The 16,695-nt window shown below is 71.7% G+C and carries 19 protein-coding genes; 11 read left to right on the forward strand and 8 right to left on the reverse strand.

What is annotated here, in order from left to right:
• The first annotated feature begins 308 nt into the window (after nucleotides 1-308).
• Complete coding sequence (gene bldC / locus LCN96_RS52935; RefSeq protein ID WP_013133571.1) at nucleotides 309-512, forward strand: developmental transcriptional regulator BldC; 204 nt, start codon at nucleotides 309-311, stop codon at nucleotides 510-512.
• A gap of 169 nt (nucleotides 513-681) precedes the next feature.
• Here bldC and LCN96_RS52940 read toward each other — a convergent pair whose 3' ends face one another.
• Nucleotides 682-1,332: a TetR/AcrR family transcriptional regulator gene (locus LCN96_RS52940; RefSeq protein WP_225269951.1), complete on the reverse strand. Its 651-nt coding sequence runs from the start codon at nucleotides 1,330-1,332 to the stop codon at nucleotides 682-684.
• Nucleotides 1,333-1,499: 167 nt separating this feature from the next.
• On the opposite strand from LCN96_RS52940, the gene LCN96_RS52945 reads away from it, so the two are divergent.
• The 4 genes from LCN96_RS52945 (at nucleotide 1,500) to LCN96_RS52960 (ending at nucleotide 5,410) form a co-directional block, all read left to right on the forward strand.
• The gene (locus tag LCN96_RS52945) at nucleotides 1,500-2,549 is read left to right on the forward strand and encodes a LacI family DNA-binding transcriptional regulator (protein ID WP_397351837.1); all 1,050 of its coding nucleotides are present in this window, start codon (nucleotides 1,500-1,502) and stop codon (nucleotides 2,547-2,549) included.
• Nucleotides 2,550-2,669: 120 nt separating this feature from the next.
• On the forward strand, nucleotides 2,670-2,918 hold the full coding sequence (locus LCN96_RS52950) for a hypothetical protein (RefSeq protein WP_225269952.1): 249 nt from the start codon (nucleotides 2,670-2,672) through the stop codon (nucleotides 2,916-2,918).
• A gap of 72 nt (nucleotides 2,919-2,990) precedes the next feature.
• Nucleotides 2,991-3,821, forward strand: coding sequence for an N-acetylmuramoyl-L-alanine amidase (locus LCN96_RS52955; RefSeq protein WP_225269953.1), 831 nt, complete (start codon nucleotides 2,991-2,993; stop codon nucleotides 3,819-3,821).
• Nucleotides 3,818-5,410, forward strand: coding sequence for a beta-N-acetylhexosaminidase (locus LCN96_RS52960; RefSeq protein ID WP_225269954.1), 1,593 nt, complete (start codon nucleotides 3,818-3,820; stop codon nucleotides 5,408-5,410). The genes LCN96_RS52955 and LCN96_RS52960 overlap by 4 nt, the downstream gene beginning before the upstream one ends.
• Here LCN96_RS52960 and LCN96_RS52965 read toward each other — a convergent pair whose 3' ends face one another.
• The 3 genes from LCN96_RS52965 to LCN96_RS52975 are packed head-to-tail and all read right to left on the reverse strand — an operon-like array spanning nucleotide 5,411 to nucleotide 7,694.
• The gene (locus LCN96_RS52965; RefSeq protein ID WP_225269955.1) at nucleotides 5,411-5,965 is read right to left on the reverse strand and encodes a GNAT family N-acetyltransferase; all 555 of its coding nucleotides are present in this window, start codon (nucleotides 5,963-5,965) and stop codon (nucleotides 5,411-5,413) included. It lies immediately after the preceding gene.
• Nucleotides 5,966-5,984: 19 nt separating this feature from the next.
• Nucleotides 5,985-7,037, reverse strand: coding sequence for a quinone-dependent dihydroorotate dehydrogenase (locus tag LCN96_RS52970; protein WP_225269956.1), 1,053 nt, complete (start codon nucleotides 7,035-7,037; stop codon nucleotides 5,985-5,987).
• A gap of 6 nt (nucleotides 7,038-7,043) precedes the next feature.
• Nucleotides 7,044-7,694, reverse strand: a complete 651-nt coding sequence (locus tag LCN96_RS52975; protein WP_225269957.1) for a response regulator — start codon at nucleotides 7,692-7,694, stop codon at nucleotides 7,044-7,046.
• A gap of 33 nt (nucleotides 7,695-7,727) precedes the next feature.
• Between LCN96_RS52975 and LCN96_RS52980 the strand changes: the two genes are divergently transcribed.
• The gene (locus LCN96_RS52980) at nucleotides 7,728-8,102 is read left to right on the forward strand and encodes a tautomerase family protein (RefSeq protein ID WP_225269958.1); all 375 of its coding nucleotides are present in this window, start codon (nucleotides 7,728-7,730) and stop codon (nucleotides 8,100-8,102) included.
• A 39-nt stretch (nucleotides 8,103-8,141) separates the two neighbouring features.
• Nucleotides 8,142-9,521 carry a dihydrolipoyl dehydrogenase gene (gene lpdA, locus LCN96_RS52985; protein WP_225269959.1) on the forward strand — a complete coding sequence of 460 codons (1,380 nt, stop codon included), beginning with the start codon at nucleotides 8,142-8,144 and terminating at the stop codon, nucleotides 9,519-9,521.
• Nucleotides 9,522-9,564: 43 nt separating this feature from the next.
• On the opposite strand, the gene LCN96_RS52990 is transcribed toward lpdA, so the two are convergent.
• On the reverse strand, nucleotides 9,565-10,416 hold the full coding sequence (locus LCN96_RS52990; RefSeq protein ID WP_225269960.1) for a hypothetical protein: 852 nt from the start codon (nucleotides 10,414-10,416) through the stop codon (nucleotides 9,565-9,567).
• Nucleotides 10,417-10,531: 115 nt separating this feature from the next.
• Between LCN96_RS52990 and LCN96_RS52995 the strand changes: the two genes are divergently transcribed.
• The 3 genes from LCN96_RS52995 (at nucleotide 10,532) to LCN96_RS53005 (ending at nucleotide 12,657) form a co-directional block, all read left to right on the forward strand.
• Nucleotides 10,532-11,086: an exonuclease gene (locus LCN96_RS52995; protein WP_225269961.1), complete on the forward strand. Its 555-nt coding sequence runs from the start codon at nucleotides 10,532-10,534 to the stop codon at nucleotides 11,084-11,086.
• A 103-nt stretch (nucleotides 11,087-11,189) separates the two neighbouring features.
• On the forward strand, nucleotides 11,190-11,678 hold the full coding sequence (locus tag LCN96_RS53000; protein WP_225269962.1) for a hypothetical protein: 489 nt from the start codon (nucleotides 11,190-11,192) through the stop codon (nucleotides 11,676-11,678).
• Nucleotides 11,679-11,832: 154 nt separating this feature from the next.
• Nucleotides 11,833-12,657: a hypothetical protein gene (locus LCN96_RS53005; RefSeq protein WP_225269963.1), complete on the forward strand. Its 825-nt coding sequence runs from the start codon at nucleotides 11,833-11,835 to the stop codon at nucleotides 12,655-12,657.
• Here the strand turns inward: LCN96_RS53005 and LCN96_RS53010 are convergent, their stop codons facing one another.
• From LCN96_RS53010 to LCN96_RS53020, 3 genes are read right to left on the reverse strand one after another with little or no spacing between them, the layout of a single operon-like run.
• Nucleotides 12,658-13,515, reverse strand: a complete 858-nt coding sequence (locus tag LCN96_RS53010) for a fructosamine kinase family protein (protein WP_225269964.1) — start codon at nucleotides 13,513-13,515, stop codon at nucleotides 12,658-12,660. It lies immediately after the preceding gene.
• An 18-nt stretch (nucleotides 13,516-13,533) separates the two neighbouring features.
• Complete coding sequence (locus LCN96_RS53015) at nucleotides 13,534-14,175, reverse strand: response regulator transcription factor (protein WP_225269965.1); 642 nt, start codon at nucleotides 14,173-14,175, stop codon at nucleotides 13,534-13,536.
• Entirely contained in the window at nucleotides 14,172-15,158 is a 987-nt protein-coding gene (locus LCN96_RS53020; RefSeq protein ID WP_225269966.1) for a sensor histidine kinase, read from the reverse strand. The genes LCN96_RS53015 and LCN96_RS53020 overlap by 4 nt, the downstream gene beginning before the upstream one ends.
• A gap of 90 nt (nucleotides 15,159-15,248) precedes the next feature.
• Between LCN96_RS53020 and LCN96_RS53025 the strand changes: the two genes are divergently transcribed.
• Complete coding sequence (locus LCN96_RS53025; RefSeq protein WP_225269967.1) at nucleotides 15,249-16,598, forward strand: alpha/beta fold hydrolase; 1,350 nt, start codon at nucleotides 15,249-15,251, stop codon at nucleotides 16,596-16,598.
• Nucleotides 16,599-16,695: the final 97 nt, after the last annotated feature.

Consider the following 16,695-nt stretch of genomic DNA (forward strand, 5'->3'; position numbering starts at 1 on the left):
GTCTGACCTGCATGAGTAGGTCACGTCTCGCGGCTGCTCTCTTCTGCGAACTGAGTAGTTTGCCGTTTTCACTGCGATACCACGAACCGTGTCGCTAGAATCACCGAGCGTGACATGGCCACGGGGGCGGGCAGTTGGGTCAAAGAAGGGCTCGCCAATCGCTCTGCGTGGCGGTATGGTCACATCGGGTGATGCCGCATATGGCTCAGAAAAGCCGCACGCTCTGCGCCATAGGGGGACATCCGTGACACGCGCAAAGGCAGTCACAGGATCGCTACGCCGGTCCACACGGAGGAGAGGCCGCACAAATGTCAGCTCGTACACCCGAGGCCGAGCCACTGCTCACGCCCGCTGAGGTCGCGACCATGTTCAGGGTCGACCCCAAGACCGTTACGCGGTGGGCCAAGGCGGGCAAGTTGACGTCGATTCGTACCCTCGGCGGTCATCGGCGTTACCGGGAGACCGAGGTTCGCGCGCTGCTAGCGGGGATTCCGCAGCAGCGTTCCGAGTAGCGGGAAGGTCGGTCACCGACCTCAGGGGGGTTTTGAAGGGGTGGACCAGGTCGCCACTTGGCCCGGTCCACCGCTGTGACGATGGGGAGGTTGGCGCCGCCCGCGCCGGCGCCACTCTTCCCTGCCTTCCTGCCCACTCACCCCTTACCCCGGCGCCCCCGTCGCGACGCTACGCCAGCCGCTCCAGCAGCCCGGCGACCTCGCCGTCGTGCGCGGCGGCGACACCGAGCAGCGCGACCATGTGCTCCACCAGGAGCTTCTCCAGCATGGGCCGTTCGAGGTCGCGGTGCTCCAGCCAGTCGAGGCCGGCGGTCTCCACGGAGGCGATCCACGACCGCAGCGTCGTGCGCAGCACCGGGCTCGGCTCCTCGACGCCCATCTGCTTCTGGATCAGGCGGAACAGCCGCCTGCGCACCCCGTCGACGATCTCGCCGACCTCGCCCGTCCTGTTGGCCGGGCCGCCGCGCAGCAGCGCCGCGAAGCCCGCCGCGTGCTCCTCGACGAAGTCGAAGTAGCGCCGCAGCCCGGAGGCCAGCTCGTCGAGCGGCCTGCCGCCCCCCTGGGGCCGCAGCCGGGACTCCAGCTGCTCCGCCGCGCTCCTCAGCGCGGCCACGTAGAGCTCCTGCTTGCCGCCGAAGTAGTGGTAGACCAGGGCCCGCGAAGCGCCCGCCGCCGAGGCCACGTCGTCGATCGAGACGTCCTCCGCGTCGCGCGTGCTGAACAGCTCCAGCGCCGCCGCCATGAGCTCTTCACGCCGCCGGTCCACGCTGAGCCTGCGCCGCGCCGGCCGTGCCGTCTCGGCTGACTTCCCGGGTGTCACATCTGTACGGTATCCGACGCCCCACCCAATAGCTGACGTGGAAGCTTCCAGTCAATGACGGCCTTTCGCCCCTCAGGTTGAGCCAATCCGTAACGAAGGCCGTACCCTGCGGCGAACTCGATCGTTTGGTCAGACAGGTGCCCATATCCGCATCGCGGGGGAGACACATGTCAGGACCGCCCGTCAACACTTCAACCATCGCTGAGCTAAGAGAGGTAGACGCGCTGCCTCGGCCCAGACCCACCATCCGTAACGTCGCCGAACGAGCCGGCGTGTCGAAATCGCTGGTCTCACTCGTGCTGCGCGGATCCCCGCACGTGAGCGAGCACCGGCGCCAGGCCGTGCTGCAGGCCGCCCGCGAGCTCGGCTACCGGCCGAACGCGGTCGCGCGGAGCCTGGTGGAAGGCCGTACCCACCTGGTCGGCGCGCTCGTCGCCGACCTGCACAACCCGTTCTACGCGGAGTTCCTCGACGGCCTGCAGGAGAGCCTGCACGGCGACGGGCTGCGCATGCTGATCGGGAACAGCCAGTGGGACCCGGCGTTCGAGGACGAGGCCGTGGAGGCCTTCCTCGAGCTGCGGGTCGACGGGCTGGTCCTGCTCGGCATCCCGCCGACCAGCGAGACGCTGATCGAGGCCACCGCGTACACGCCCACGGTCGTCGTGGGGGAACGTGACATCGAGCTCGACGGCGTCGACATCGTGGTCGACGACGACCAGCTCGGCGCCCGCCTGGCCATCGACCACCTGGTCGAGCTCGGCCACAAGAGGATCGCGCACATCGAGGGCCGGCGATCGTCGCGCTGCGAGGGTTATCTCGTGGCGATGCGCAGGCACTCGCTGGCGCCGTACATCATGGTCGAGGCCGCTGACTCGACCGAAGAGGGCGGCAGGCAGGCGGCGACGGCGCTGCTGACCCGCGACCCCAGGCCCACGGCGATCTTCGCCGCCAACGACGTGGTAGCGCTCGGCGTGCTCTCCGCCGCGAGCGAGCTGGGCCTGCGCGTGCCCGAGGACCTTTCCGTGGTCGGCTACGACAACACGCACCTGTCGGCCTCCACCCACATCTCGCTGACCTCGGTCGACCAGGCCCGCCGCAGCATGGGCAGGTCGGCGGCCGCGCTGCTGAGCGACCGGATCGGTGATCCCGCCCAGGTCGCGCGCCTGCGGGAGGTCCGCCCCGAGCTGATCGTGCGACGGAGCACGGGACCTGCCTAAGGATGTGCCAAGGCTGGGTCAAGCCGTGTGGAGGCGCGGCCACACGGCGGTTTACTCGTCAGGGTCATGCTAAGAGTGGCCGGATCCGTTCCGGCCACGGTCTGATCCGGGGGAACAGTCATGCGTGATCCGGAACTGGTGTCCTGTGCCCAGCGCGCGGCGGCCGAGCTCGAACGCGCCTGGGGACAGTGGCGGGCGGGCAGGGGGCGGGGCACCGACGGTGGCGCCGAATCGGTCGCCAGCTACGTCGCCCACTCGCTCGATCATCCGTGGGGCCGCCCCCGCGTCGTCCTCGGCCTCGACGCCGAGGACGCGCGGGAGCTGGCCGCCCTGCTGGAGCGGCAGGAGGCCGGCGAGCGCGTCTGGTGAACGCGTCCTGAAGGCTCGCCACGCTCGGCATAAGACGGGCTTGAGCTCCCACACTGCCGTAAGTTGGACGGCATGCGTGCTCTACCAGCCTCAGTCCTCGCCGTTTGCGGCCTGATCGCCTCCGCGTGTGGCGGCACCGGATCCGGTGGCGCCGCGGCAGGTCAGGCCGCCCCCGCGTCGACCCAGGCACAGGCCTCGCCGTCCTCGGCCACCGCCAAGCAGGCGCCGCCGGACGCCAAGCCGCTCGACGGCAAGGTCATCGTCATCGACCCGGGCCACAACGGCGCCAACTACCGCCATCCCGCCCAGATCAACCGCAAGGTCAACGTGCTGACCCAGTGGAAGGCCTGCGACACCACCGGCACCGCGACCGCCAGTGGCTACTCGGAGGCGGCCTTCACCTGGGACGTCTCCAAGCGGATGACCAAGATCCTCGAAGGCCGGGGCGCCACCGTGAAGCTGACCAGGACCAGCAACGACGGTGTGGGCCCGTGCATCACCGAGCGGGCCGCCATCGGCAACAGGGCCGAGGCCGACGCCGCGATCTCCGTGCACGCCGACGGCTCCGACAACGTCAACCACCGCGGCTTCCACGTCATCCTGCCCAAGAAGATCGACGGGCCGGTGGACAAGGTCGTGGGCGCCTCCACCAAGCTGGGGATCGCCGTGCGCGACGCGTACCGGAAGGGCACGGGCATCCCGTACTCCAACTACATCGGCAAGAACGCGCTCGACCCCCGCAGTGACATCGGCGGGCTCAACCTGTCCACGGTGCCGAAGGTGCTCTTCGAGAGCGGCAACATGCGCAACCCGGCCGAGGCGGCCAAGTTCCAGGACCCGAAGTTCCGGCAGAAGATCGCCCTGGCGCTCGCGAACGGATTGCAGCACTATCTCGAAGCATGATTCCTCGCCCTCAGCTGCTTCGTGATCTTTCCTCCTCCTACACGCTGACCTCGGGTGCGACCGTGTCCGGCGACCTGGTGGACGCCGTGCGCACGGCACTGGCCCGGCTCGGCCCGCTGCCCGGCGACTCCGGCGAGATCGACGTGCGGCGGGATCCGGAGCTGGGCGAGGAGGCCTACCGGCTGACGGTCGGCTCCCGGGGCGTGGAGATCGCGGCGGGTGGCCGGGCTGGCGCGTTCTACGCGGCGCAGTCGCTGCACCAGTTGCTGCCCGACGCCTCCTACCGGTTCTCCGCCGGCGGCTCGTGGCCCGTTCCCGGGGTGCGGATCGAGGACGCGCCCCGCTTCGCCTGGCGGGGCCTGCACCTCGACGTGGCGCGGCACTTCTTCCCCAAGCGGGAGGTCATGCGGCTGATCGACCTGATGGCCGCGCACAAGCTGAACCGGCTGCACCTGCACCTGGTGGACGACCAGGGCTGGCGGGTGGAGAGCCGGGCGTACCCGCTGCTGCACGAGGTCGCCTCGCACCGGCCGCGTACGGCGACCAACCACCACCGCGAGCCGGAGACCTACGACGAGGTGCCGCACGGCGGCTACTACACGCTCGACGACCTGGCCGAGCTGGGTGCCTACGCGCGCTCGCGGTACGTCACCGTCGTACCCGAGATCGACGTGCCGGGGCACGCCTCGGCGATCCTGGCGGCCTACCCCGAGTTCGGGGCCACCGGGGAGCGGTACGACGTGCTCGACCGGTGGGGCATCTCCCCCGCGATCCTGTCGCCGCTGCCGCCGACCGTGGAGTTCCTCACCACGATCTTCGACGAGCTGCTGGGGGCGCTGGGCGAGACCCCGTACGTGCACATCGGCGGCGACGAGGTCGTGCTCGACCACTGGGCGGCGTCGGCGGAGATCGCCGCGTACCGCGACTCGCTGGGCCTGGAGACCACCAACGACCTGCAGGCGTGGTTCCTGCGGCGGCTGGCCGACGCGCTGGCCGAGCGGGGCGCGCGGGCCGTGGTGTGGGACGAGGCGTTCGTCAGCGGCGGGCTGCGCCAGGACACGATCGTCATGCCCTGGCGCGGCATGAACGTGGGCCGCCGGGCGGCCGCGGCGGGGCACGACATCGTGGCGACCCCGGTGTTCCCGCTGTACTTCGACTACGCCGAGGCCTCCTCGCCCGACGAGCCGATGGCCATCGGCGACGCGATCACGGTGGCGGACGTGGCGGCGTTCTCGCCCGCGCCCGCCGACTGGTCGCAGGAGGAGCGGGACCGGGTCCTCGGGGTGCAGGCCCAGCTCTGGACCGAGCGCGTGCCCGACGCCCGCACGATGGACTACCGGCTGTGGCCGCGCGCCTGCGCGCTGGCCGAGGTGGCCTGGTCGGGCGGGCCCGCGGCGGACTTCGACGGGCGCCTGGCCGAGCACCTGGGCCGGCTGGACGCACTCGGCGTCGAGTATCGCCCGCTGAACGGGCCGCACCCGTGGCAGCGGCGCCGCCCGCACCGGCCCAGCTCTGTGCGCGTCACCGAGGTGATGGCCCGCATCGACTCCATGACCCACCACGCGGAGTCGACGCGGCCGAGCATCTGATCAGTAGGCCGGGCGGTCGTTGAGTATGCGCTGGTACTGCCGGTGGTCCTGCCACCGGCCGTCGATCTCCAGGTAGCGCGGGGCGGTGCCGAACAGCTCGAACCCGCACTTGCGCAGCACGCTCTGCGACGCCTCGTTGTGCAGCAGCGTGGCCGCCGCGACCCGGTGCAGGCCCAGCTCCTCGTCGGCGATCCTGCACACCTCCCGCACGGCCTTCGTCGCCAGGCCGCGGCCGAGGTAGCCGAAGTCGATCCAGTAGCCGAGGTGGGCGTTGAGGAAGGGGCCGCGGACGATGTCGTTCAGCGTCATGCGGCCCACGACGCGGTCGCCGTCGGCCAGCACCCACGCCACGGCCTGGCCCCTGGCCTGCTGCTCCAGCAGCGCCTTGAGCCGCGTGGCCTGGCCTTCCACGGTGAAGAACTCCGCCGGCCTGCGCGGCTCCCAGGGCGTCAGGTGGTCGCGGTTGCGGACGTAGGCGACCTGCAGGGCCTCCGGGTCCTGCTCGGTCGCGAGGCGGAGGACGACGTCGTCGGTGAGGGCAACTGGTTCGATCACCGTCCTACGATAGGGGGCGTCAGGCGGTGCGGCCGATGGCCTCGGTCACCGACTTCAGGCCGTGGCGGCGCACCCGGCGCAGAAGCTGCCGGTGGATGTGCGCGGCCCACAGCGGGCCGCCGTAGATCCAGCCCGTGTAGCCCTGCACCAGGGTGGCGCCGGCCAGGATGCGCTCCCAGACGTCGTCCACGTCCTCGACCCCGCCCGCCGACACCAGCGTGAGGCGGTCGCCGACCTTGGCGCGCAGGCGGCGCAGCACCTCCAGGGAGCGCGCCTTGAGCGGGCGCCCCGAAAGGCCGCCGGTCTCTCCGTCGTGCCTGATCGTGGTGTTGGTCGCGATGATGCCGTCGAGCCCCAGCTCCAGGGCCAGCTCGGCGACCGCGTCGATGTCCTCGTCGGCCAGGTCTGGGGCGATCTTGACCAGCAGCGGCGTACGGCGCGGCGTGGCGTCGGCGACCTGCTTGACCTCGGTGAGCAGGGGCCGCAGCAGCGAGACGGCCTGGAGGTTGCGCAGCCCCGGCGTGTTGGGCGAGCTGACGTTGACCACCAGGTAGTCGGCCAGCGGGGCCAGCTCCTTGGCGCTGGCCACGTAGTCGGCCGTGGCCTCGGACTCGGGCACCACCTTGGTCTTGCCGATGTTCACCCCGATGACGACCGGCACGCCCCGCGTACGGCGGAGCCTGCGGGCGGCGGCCACGGCGCCGGCGTTGTTGAAGCCCATCCGGTTGATCACCGCGTGCTGCCGCACCAGCCGGAACAGGCGGGGCCGCGGGTTGCCCGGCTGGCCGTGGGCGGTGATGGTGCCGACCTCGACGTGGCCGAAGCCGAGCGCGGCGACGGCCTCGGCGCACGCGGCGTCCTTGTCGAAGCCGGCGGCCAGCCCGAACGGCCCGGGGAAGTGCACGCCGAAGGCGGTCACCCGCAGGGCCGGGTCGTGCGGCGCGAACACCCGGTGCAGCAGCCGCTTGACCAGCGGCAGCCGGGCGAGGAGCGCCAGGGCGCTCACGGTGAAATGGTGCACGGCCTCGGCGTCGAGACGCTGCAAGACCTGCGAGAACACGAGGCGATACATCACGGGTCAGGCTACCAAGCCGGCCTCGTGGGCGATGATCGCGGCCTGTACGCGGTTGCGCACGTCGAGCCGGGTCAGGATGGCGCTCACGTACGCCTTCACCGTGCCCTCCACGATGTGCAGCTCGCGGGCGATCTCGGCGTTGGACAGACCGGCCCCGAGCAGGGCGAGCACCTCGCGCTCGCGGTCGGTCAGCGCCCCGATGCGGTCGCGGGCCACCGCTCCCCTGGCCATCCTGCCGCCGGCGAGCTGCGCGATGACGCGCTGGGCGACCTTGGGCGACAGGTACGCGGCCCCGCCGGCGACGGCGTGGACGCCGGCGATCAGCTCGCGCGGGTCGCCCGACTTGAGCAGGAACCCGGCGGCGCCGAGGTCGAGCGCCTTGGCGATGTAGTCGTCCTCGCCGAACGTCGTCAGCATCACCACGGCCGTGCCCGGCGCGGCCCTGCGCAGCTCGGCGGCGGCGGCCAGCCCGTCGAGCCGGGGCATGCGGATGTCGAGGAGCGCGACGTCGGGGTGGTGGCTGATGGCCAGGTCGACCGCCTGCCTGCCGTCGCCGGCCTCGGCCACGACCTCCAGCTCGGGATCGGACTCCAGGATCGCCCTGACCCCTGCTCTGATCATGGCCTCGTCGTCGGCCAGGAGTATGCGGATCACAGTTCTCTATCTTGGCCTCTATATTGGCCGACCATGGGACAAGTGAAGGTGTACGGGCGCAGGGACGTGTGGGCGGGGCGGCAGCGGGAGCTCTCGGACCTGCTGCAGTCGTGTCTGGTGGAGGCGTGGGGGATGCCGGAGGACAAGCGGTTCCACCGGTTCCTGTTGCTGGACGAGGACGACTTCATCTGCCCGCAGCGCAGTGAGCGGTATCTCATCATCGAGGTGCTCTGCTTCACGGGCCGCAGCGACGACGCCAAGCGGGCGCTGATCCGGGCGATCTATGAGAAGTCGGGACTCGACCCTGAGGACGTGGAGATCACCATCATCGATACGCCCAAGGTCAACTGGGGAATCCGTGGTGTTCCCGCAGATGAACTCACTCTGTCGTACAAGGTGGAGGTCTGAGGTCAGGGGCAGAGTCAGGCGGGCGGTATGGTCCGACTCATGAGCACTCACTATGACGTCGTCGTTCTCGGCGCGGGTCCTGGAGGATATACGGCCGCGGTCCGCGCCGCCCAGCTCGGACTGCGCACCGCGGTCGTCGAGGAGAAGTACTGGGGTGGCGTCTGCCTGAACGTGGGCTGCATCCCGTCCAAGGCGCTGCTGCGCAACGCGGAGCTCGCCCACATCTTCCACAACGAGGCCAAGACCTTCGGCATCAGCGGCGAGGTCACCTTCGACTACGGCGCGGCCTTCCAGCGCAGCCGCAAGGTGGCCGACGGGCGGGTCAAGGGCGTTCACTACCTGATGAAGAAGAACGCCATCACCGAGTACGACGGTCGCGGCACGTTCCTCGACGCCAACACGCTCCAGGTGAACGGCGAGACGATCACGTTCTCCCACTGCATCATCGCGGCCGGCGCGACCACCAGGCTGATCCCCGGCACGCAGCTGTCGGAGCGCGTGGTGACGTACGAGGAGCAGATCCTCACCGAGCAGCTGCCGGGCAGCATCATCATCGCGGGCGCCGGCGCGATCGGCGTGGAGTTCGCGTACGTGCTGCACAACTACGGCGTCAAGGTGACCATCGTCGAGTTCCTCGACCGGGTCGTGCCGCTGGAGGACGAAGAGGTGTCGGCCGAGCTGGCCAAGCGCTACAAGCGGCTCGGCATCGAGGTGCTCACCTCCACCCGCGTCGACTCCATCGAGGACACCGGCTCCTCCGTCAAGGTCACCGTCACCCGCGGCGACCAGACGCAGGTGCTGGAGGCCGACAAGGTGCTGCAGGCCATCGGGTTCCAGCCGCGCGTCGACGGCTACGGGCTGGAGAAGACCGGCGTGGCGCTGACCGAGCGCGGCGCGATCGCGGTCGACGGGCGCGGGCGCACGAACGTGCCGCACATCTACGCCATCGGCGACGTCACGGCCAAGCTCATGCTGGCGCACGCCGCCGAGTCCATGGGCATCATCGCCGCCGAGACGATCGCGGGCGCGGAGACCATGGAGCTCGACTTCGTGATGATCCCGCGGGCGACGTACTGCCAGCCGCAGGTGGCCAGCTTCGGCTACACCGAGGCGCAGGCCCGCGACCTGGGCTACGACGTGAAGGTGGCGAAGTTCCCGTTCACGGCCAACGGCAAGGCGCACGGCCTGGGCGACTCCGCCGGGTTCGTGAAGATCATCAGCGACAACACGCACGGCGAGCTGCTCGGCGCGCACCTGATCGGGCCCGAGGTGACCGAGCTGCTGCCCGAGCTGACGCTGGCGCAGCAGTGGGACCTGACCGTGCACGAGGTGGCCCGCAACGTGCACGCGCACCCGACGCTCGGGGAGGCCGTCAAGGAGGCCGTCCACGGGCTCGCGGGCCACATGATCAACATGTGATGGGATCCGGTGGTGATCGGTACGGCTCGGGCGGTCGTACCGATCACAAGGTCTCCCCGGCGGCGATGGCCTCGCGCAGGGTGCGGGTCAGGGCGTCGGCCTGGTCGCTCAGCGCGCGCACGCCCTCCTCCTCGCCCGTCTGCGCCAGCAGGTCCAGGTAGGTGTCGTTGCTCTGCTGCAGCTCGCTCGCGCGTAACGCGGAGTCGGCCGAGCGCACCCGGGAGGCGTAGGCCTCCAGCTCCCACACCCGCTCCGTGACCGCCGCCACCGAGCGTCGCAGCGCCTCCTGCTGGGGCCCCAGCACGGCGGTCAGCTCAGGGGTGACCACCTCGGTGAGCGCCAGGGCCTGCTCGGCCCGCAGGCCGGTGTGGACACGGACGAGGCGGGCGATCTCCCACAGCCGCTCGGGCAGCACGACGTCGTTGGCGACCGCGTCGAGCAGGCCGAGGCGGTGCACGCGGGAGCCGGTCACGTCCCTGATCGCTCTCCTGGCCCTGGCCAGCAGATCGAGGGCCGGGTCGTCCAGCTCCGAAGGGACGACGTAGCGGCCGGCGTACAGGCGGGCCAGGCGCTCCACCGGGTTCGGGCGCGAGACGCCGACGAACAGCACCCCGGTCAGGAAGATCATCATGGCGGCCAGGCCGGTGGTCTCGTGCCCGGTCTCGAAGGCCGCCAGGCCGAGCACGGACCCCGACACCGCGGCGCAGAGCCCGCCGAGGCCGAACAGCCGCCGCACCCAGCGCGGCGGCTCGGGCTCGGGCCGGCCGAGCAGCCGGGCCGGCACGCCCCCGCCGAGCCGCCCGTCCTGCGCCGACGGCCACGCGGCGGCGAGGCGGTGACGGTCGCGCTCGGGCACGGCGGGGTCGACGATCGGCTGGTCGATCCAGTTCTCCACCGGCGGCACCCCCTCGTGTGTCCCCTCCCCTTCGAGCACACCTCGGCGGGCCCGCCCACTCCACCAGGCCCGTGTGCGGATGTCGTGAAGATGTCGTGCAGTTATCCTGGCCGCCGTGCCGGAACTTCCTGAGTTGTACGTCGCGGTGGACGTGGAGGCCGACGGGCCCATCCCCGGCCCCTACAGCATGCTCTCGCTGGGCATGGCGGTGGCCGGGCGCCAGGACCTGTCGTTCTACACCGAGCTGCGCCCGATCTCCGATGACTTCGTGCCCGAGGCGCTGGCCGTCTCCGGGCTCGACCGCGACCGGCTGCTGCGCGAGGCGCCGCCGCCCGAGGTGGCGATGGCGGCCGCGGCCCGCTGGGTGAACGGGCTGCGCAGGATCGGGCGGCCCGTCTTCCTGGCCGCGCCCGCGGTGTGGGACGGCATGTACGTGCACTGGTACTTCGTCCGGTTCACCGGCAAGAACCCGTTCGGCACGACCGGCTCCGGCGTGGACCTGAGAAGTTACTGGATGGGCGCGACGGGCTCCGAGTGGTCGGGCTCGCACAAGAGCCAGATCAAGAAACGCTTCGGCCTGGAGAAACTCCCGCACACGCACCACGCGGGCGAGGACGCGGCCGAGCTGGCCCAGGTGTTCGACGCCGTGTTGCGGCGCGAGCGGACCTGACTTCTCACCAATTCTTCAGAATTCAACCAGATTCCTCTGAGGATGCCTGGAGACGTTGGAGGCGACTTCGAAAGAGACCTCGCATCGGACGGTGGTCCCCCACATGACCTCATCTCCCCCTCAGACGACCGCGCGGCACTCGCGCAAGCTGGCCGCCCCGGGCACCACGCTGCTCCGGCTCGGCCTGCTGGCGCTGGTCGCGATCGGCATCGTGGGCGCCGCGCTGGAGCTCGCCTTCGAACGCCACTGGGAAAGCCCCGTGCAGCTCATCCCCTGGGTGGCGCTAGCCGTGCAGGTGGTCGCGCTGGTGCTGCTCCTGCTGCGCGACTCGGGGCCGGTGCTCACCGTCGTGCGCGTGCTCGCGGCGATCGTCCTGCTCTGCTCGTTGTACGGCGTCTACACGCACGTGTCGGTCAACTTCGGCATGGGCGCGATGGACCCGCAGTGGGACTCCTACTCGCCGCTCACCCAGTGGTGGTACGCGCTGACGAAGTCGGTCGGGATGGCGCCGCCGCTCGCCCCCGGCATGCTCGCCCAGAGCGCGCTGCTCCTGCTGCTGGCCAGCGTGACGCCGAACAGGCGCGAGCCCTGACCCTGGTGCCCGCCGGTGCCGGCGTCCTCGACCGGGGGCACGTCGGCACCGGTCGTTTTCTGAACGGCGACTGAACGAATCTGAACCTTTGCCGCATTCCTCGCGTCTCACTCAGGCAAAGTCACTGTGACAGGTGAGGCTGGTGAGGTTGCAAGTGGCATTACGTCGCACAGTCATCGCGGCGGCCGTGATGATGGCCACCGCGTTCAGCACCGACGGGGCGGCGGCCACGGTCGCGCCGCCCCGTCCAGCGGTCCAGAAACCCCAGAGCCAGGCCACCGCCGCGCCGGTTCCCACAGCTGAACCGGCCGCCGCGTCCACGACCGCGTCCACGACCGCGTCCACGACCGGGGCCGCCGCCGAGCCGGTGTGCGTGCGGGTCAAGGGCGCCGAGGCGTGCGTGGGCCCCGACGGGAGCGACCGCCCCGGCATCACGATCGAGGACACGGCCGACGACCACCGCCATCCCGCGGTCGAGTACTACCTGAACGGCTACCTCGGCACCAAGTACGTCATCCACAACCTGGGCCGCGAGGGCGAGGTGCGCGGCAACCGGGAGATCGGCAAGGTCGTGACGTTCCGGGCCGCGCTGTACCAGGGTGGCCGCCGGGTCAAGTACGGCCGCTGGAAGACCGTCCGCAATGTCGCGAAATATCCCGTCAAGCGGGACACGCGCACCACCCCCGCCGAGGCCCGCGCCAAGTCCAGGACCTGCACCTCCACCAAGGGCGCCGCCACCGTCTGCTTCGCCGAGCGCAAGACGTTCGTCTACGCCTGCGACACCAGCGCCGACGAGTACCAGGCCCGCGCCGAGTACTTCGTGGCCGGCGACCCGACCACCCGCTACGAGATCCACCAGCTCGCCGGCATCGGCACCTGCGGCAAGGCCGAGCACGGCGAGCTGTCCATCAGCATGTACCGGGCCTCGGTGTTCGACCAGGGCCGGCGCAAGGGCACGAGGCTGTACAAGTACAACTGATCAGAAGGGGGCGACGATCTCCCGGACGGCCTCGGCGCACTCCCTGGCGTTGTCGTCGTGGGCGATGCTGCTCAGCAGCTCCCGCAGGTGGTACAGCGGCATGCGCTCCTGCCAGCCGTCCGGCAGGGGCGCGGTGGCCGCGTACACCTCGAAGAAGCGGCGCGCGGCCGGCGGGCGCGGCGAGCACCACAACATGCTGAGGTCGGCCTCGGCCCAGCTGTAGGAGACGGCGGGGTCGATCAGCGCGGGGCCGCCCGCCGGGGCGGCGAGGATGTTCTCCAGCCACAGGTCGCCGTGCGTGAGCACCGGTGGGGCGGGCGGCAGCAGGTCGGGCAGGGCCGCGCAGAGGCGTTCGAGCGCCTGCCGCTCCGCGCGGTCCAAGGCCGCCTCCACCAGCGGCTCCGGCAGCCAGCGCAGGATCCGGCGCCGGGCGAACCAGGCGTGGCCGTCGGCGTCCCAGGTGTTGTCCTGGCGCAGGCGGCCCAGCCAGCCGTCCCGGTGCCAGCCGAACCGCTCGCCCGCCGTGGCGGCGTGCAGGCCGGCGAGCGCGAGCGCCAGCTCCTCCCAGAACCGCTCGTCGTCGTCGCGGCGCGGCGGCAGCGGTTCGAGCACGAGCAGGTCCCGCGTCACGGCCAGCACTCGCGGGGTGGCGACTCCGCCCAGCTCGCGCAGCGCGCGCAGCCCCGCCGCCTCGACCTCGAACAGGTCCGAGGCGGGCGCGCGCAACGTCTTGGCGAACACCTGCGACCCGTCGCGCAGCGTCGCCAGGCCCGCCAGTGCCACCACGCCGCCGGGCACCGCGCGTACGGACTCCGCCTCGAACCCGGCAGCCCGCAACCGGGCCGGCAGCAGCTCCATCGTCACCTCCGCAGTACGTCAAGCGGGCCCGTCGCCGGCGTCCCTGAGCAGCATGGCCGCCTGCACCCGGTTCGCGCAGCCGAGCTTGGTCAGGATGCGGCTCACGTAGGTCTTCACCGTGGCCTCGCTCATGTGCACCCGGCGGGCCGCCTCCGCGTTGGACAGGCCCTCGGCCACCCGGTCGAGCACCTCGCGCTCGCGCGGGCTGAGCACCGACAGCCGCTGCCTGGCCCGGCTCGCGCGCTCGCCGTCCGCGAAGGAGACCAGGCCGAGCACGTGCCGGGTGACGGACGGGGAGAGGTAGGCGTGACCGGCGTGCGCGGCCCTGACGGCCCTGATCAGCTCCGCAGGCTCACAACTTTTCACGACAAATCCGGAGACGTTCCGCTGGAGCGCCAGGCGGACGTTCTCCGCGTCGCCGAACGCGGTCAGCATCACCACCGGGACCCCGGCCAGCTCGGCCGCCGCCGCCAGCCCGTCCATCACCGGCATGGCCAGGTCGAGGAGCGCCACGTCCACGCGGTGCCGGCGGGCGGCGTCCACGGCCGCGCGGCCGTCCGCGACGGTGGCCACCACCTCGATGTCCCCGGCGGAGGCGAGCACGGCGGCGATCCCGGCGGTGATGAGCGGCTCGTCGTCGGCCACCAGCACTCTGATCACGCATTCACCCCCACCAGCAGGGGCAGCATCGCGACCAGGCGGAACTCGTGCGGCCCCGCGTGCACGCGCAGCAGCCCGCCCTCCTCCCGCACCCGCTCCGCCAGCCCGGCCAGCCCGTTGCCGCCGCCCGCCGCGCGGTGACCGCCGGGCAGCGGGTTCGAGACGGTGACCAGCAGCGCGTCGGCCTCCCAGCCGAGTGTCACCTGGACGGGCGCGCCGGGGGCGTGCCTGGCCGCGTTCGTCAGCCCTTCCTGGACCACCCGGTAGGCCGCGCCCTGGCCCGCCACGTGCCCCGGCTCCCCCGACCGCACGAGCGTGACCCGGCCCCCGGCGGCCCGGAACCGCTCGACGAGCGCGGGGACGCCCTCCAGGCCGGGGCCCGGCGAGCGCCTGAGCGTGCTCACGACCGTGTGCAGCTCGGCCACCGCCGCCCGGGCGGAGCCGGCCAGCCCGCGTACGGCCTGCCGCTGGTCGGGCGGCAACGCGCTCACCTCCAGCGCCGCCGCCTGCACCGAGACCAGCCCGAGCAGGTGGCCGAGCGAGTCGTGCATGTCCCTGGCGATGCGCCTGCGCTCCTCGTCGGCGGACAGCTCGCGCTGCCTGGTCAGGTAGCGCCCGGCCAGCACGGGCAGCACCGTCAGCAGCGCCACGCGGGCCAGCACGGGCCCGGGTTCGAGCGCCGACCGCTGCGCCACCATCGCCAGCACCCCCGCGTACGCCAGCACCGCCCCGGCGGTCGCCGCCACGTGGGCGCGCGTGACGATGCGCTGGCCGGTGCGGTAGCCGGTGCAGATGAGCAACGCGTACGCGGCGCCGGACAGCACCGCCATGGTCAGGGCCGCCAGGAACGCCGGGAACGGCCACCGCCGCGAGGCCGCCATGGCCAGGCCCGTCAGCACCGCGTACGGGACCAGCCCGGCCGTCGGATCGTCCAGCCACAACAGCGCCACATCAGCCGCCACCACCGCCACAACCCAGGCCATGCGCCACACCCTACTTGTCCACTTTCGAGAACAGCGGTGATGACTTTCGGAGGCAGATCGGCCCGGCAGGCCGCCCGTAGCGTTCCCCGCATGATCAGAACCTTGCTGGCACTGTCGATGCTGACCGCGCCCGTCCCCGCCGCCGCCCCCGCGCTCTCGTGGGAGCCCTGCTCGGGCGAGCTGCGGTGCGCGGACGTGCCCGTCTCCGTGTCCCCCGGCGGCACCCGGAAGATCACCCTCAAGGTGGCCCGCCTGCCCGCCACGGGCGTCAAGCGCGGCACCGTGATGATCAATTTCGGCGGCCCCCAGGGCAACCAGATCGCCATCATGGCCTCCCGGGTGCGGATCTTCGACCGGATCCGCCGGTCGATGGACGTCGTGACCTGGGACCCGCGCGGCTACCCCGGCCTGAGCACCCCGGTGCTGCCGTGCGACTGGAGCTTCCTGCGCACCCCGGACCTGCCCGCCGACCAGGCCGCCCTGGACCGCCTCGCCGCCGGCAACCGGGCCAGGGCGGACCGGTGCCGGGCCGCCGACCCCGAGCTGTTCGACCACATGGACTCCGCGAGCGACGCCAGGGACGCCGACGCCATCCGCCGGGCGCTCGGCGAGGAGCGGATGAACTTCATCGGCACCTCGTACGGCGGCATGATCGCCCAGTCGTACGCCCGGCAGTTCCCCCGTCGGATCCGCACGATGTACGTGGACGGAACCGGCAACCACGCCACCCGGAGCTGGCAGCGCGAGCTGGACGCCATCGCCCGCGACTCGGGCGGCCTGATGGACCGCTTCTTCGCCTGGGCGCAGCCGGGCACGGAGCGGCGCTGGCGCGCGCTGATCGCCGCGGCCGACGAACGGCCGATCCCCGCGCCGGCGGCCGGTGCCGCCTACCACGGCATGCACCTGCGGTTCCTGATGTTCGCCAAGCTCCGGCCCGGCCCCGACCGGTGGCAGGAGGCCGCCGCGGCCATCGAGGCGGCCGAGGCCGGGGACGCCTCCGGCTTCGCGCCGCCGGGCAGGAACCCGTACCCGGGCCTGCCGGGCGGCGGGGTGAAGGAGTGCCTCGATCACCCCCGGCCCGCCGGCCAGCGGCAGCTCGCCGCGACGGTCGAGCGCCTGGACAGGATCGCGCCGAACCTGGGCGCGGCCTTCCCGCTCGCCTGGCACGCCCCGCTCAGCTGCGCGGGCTGGCCCGCCCCCGTGGCCAACCCGCCGGCGCCGCTGCCGCGCGGCCTGCCGCCGCTGCTGGGCGCGGGCACCTGGCAGGACTTCGCGTCCACGGCCCGCGTCGTCCGGCAGGTGCCGGGGAGCAGGACCATCGCGTTCGACGGCCCGGGGCACAACCTGTTCGCCGCCATGGCCAACGAGTGCGTGATCGGCCACGTCAGCACGTACGTCACCACCGGCCGCCTCCCGGCCCGCGACACCACCTGCACCTGACCCGGACGCGGGTGAAAGTTTCAGCCTCGATTGACGCCCGTGCGGGCACCGCCCATGATCATGATGCTTCCTGGTCAGGAGGAGGCGTCGAGCTGAA

Source organism: Nonomuraea gerenzanensis, assembly GCF_020215645.1.
GTDB lineage: Bacteria > Actinomycetota > Actinomycetes > Streptosporangiales > Streptosporangiaceae > Nonomuraea > Nonomuraea gerenzanensis.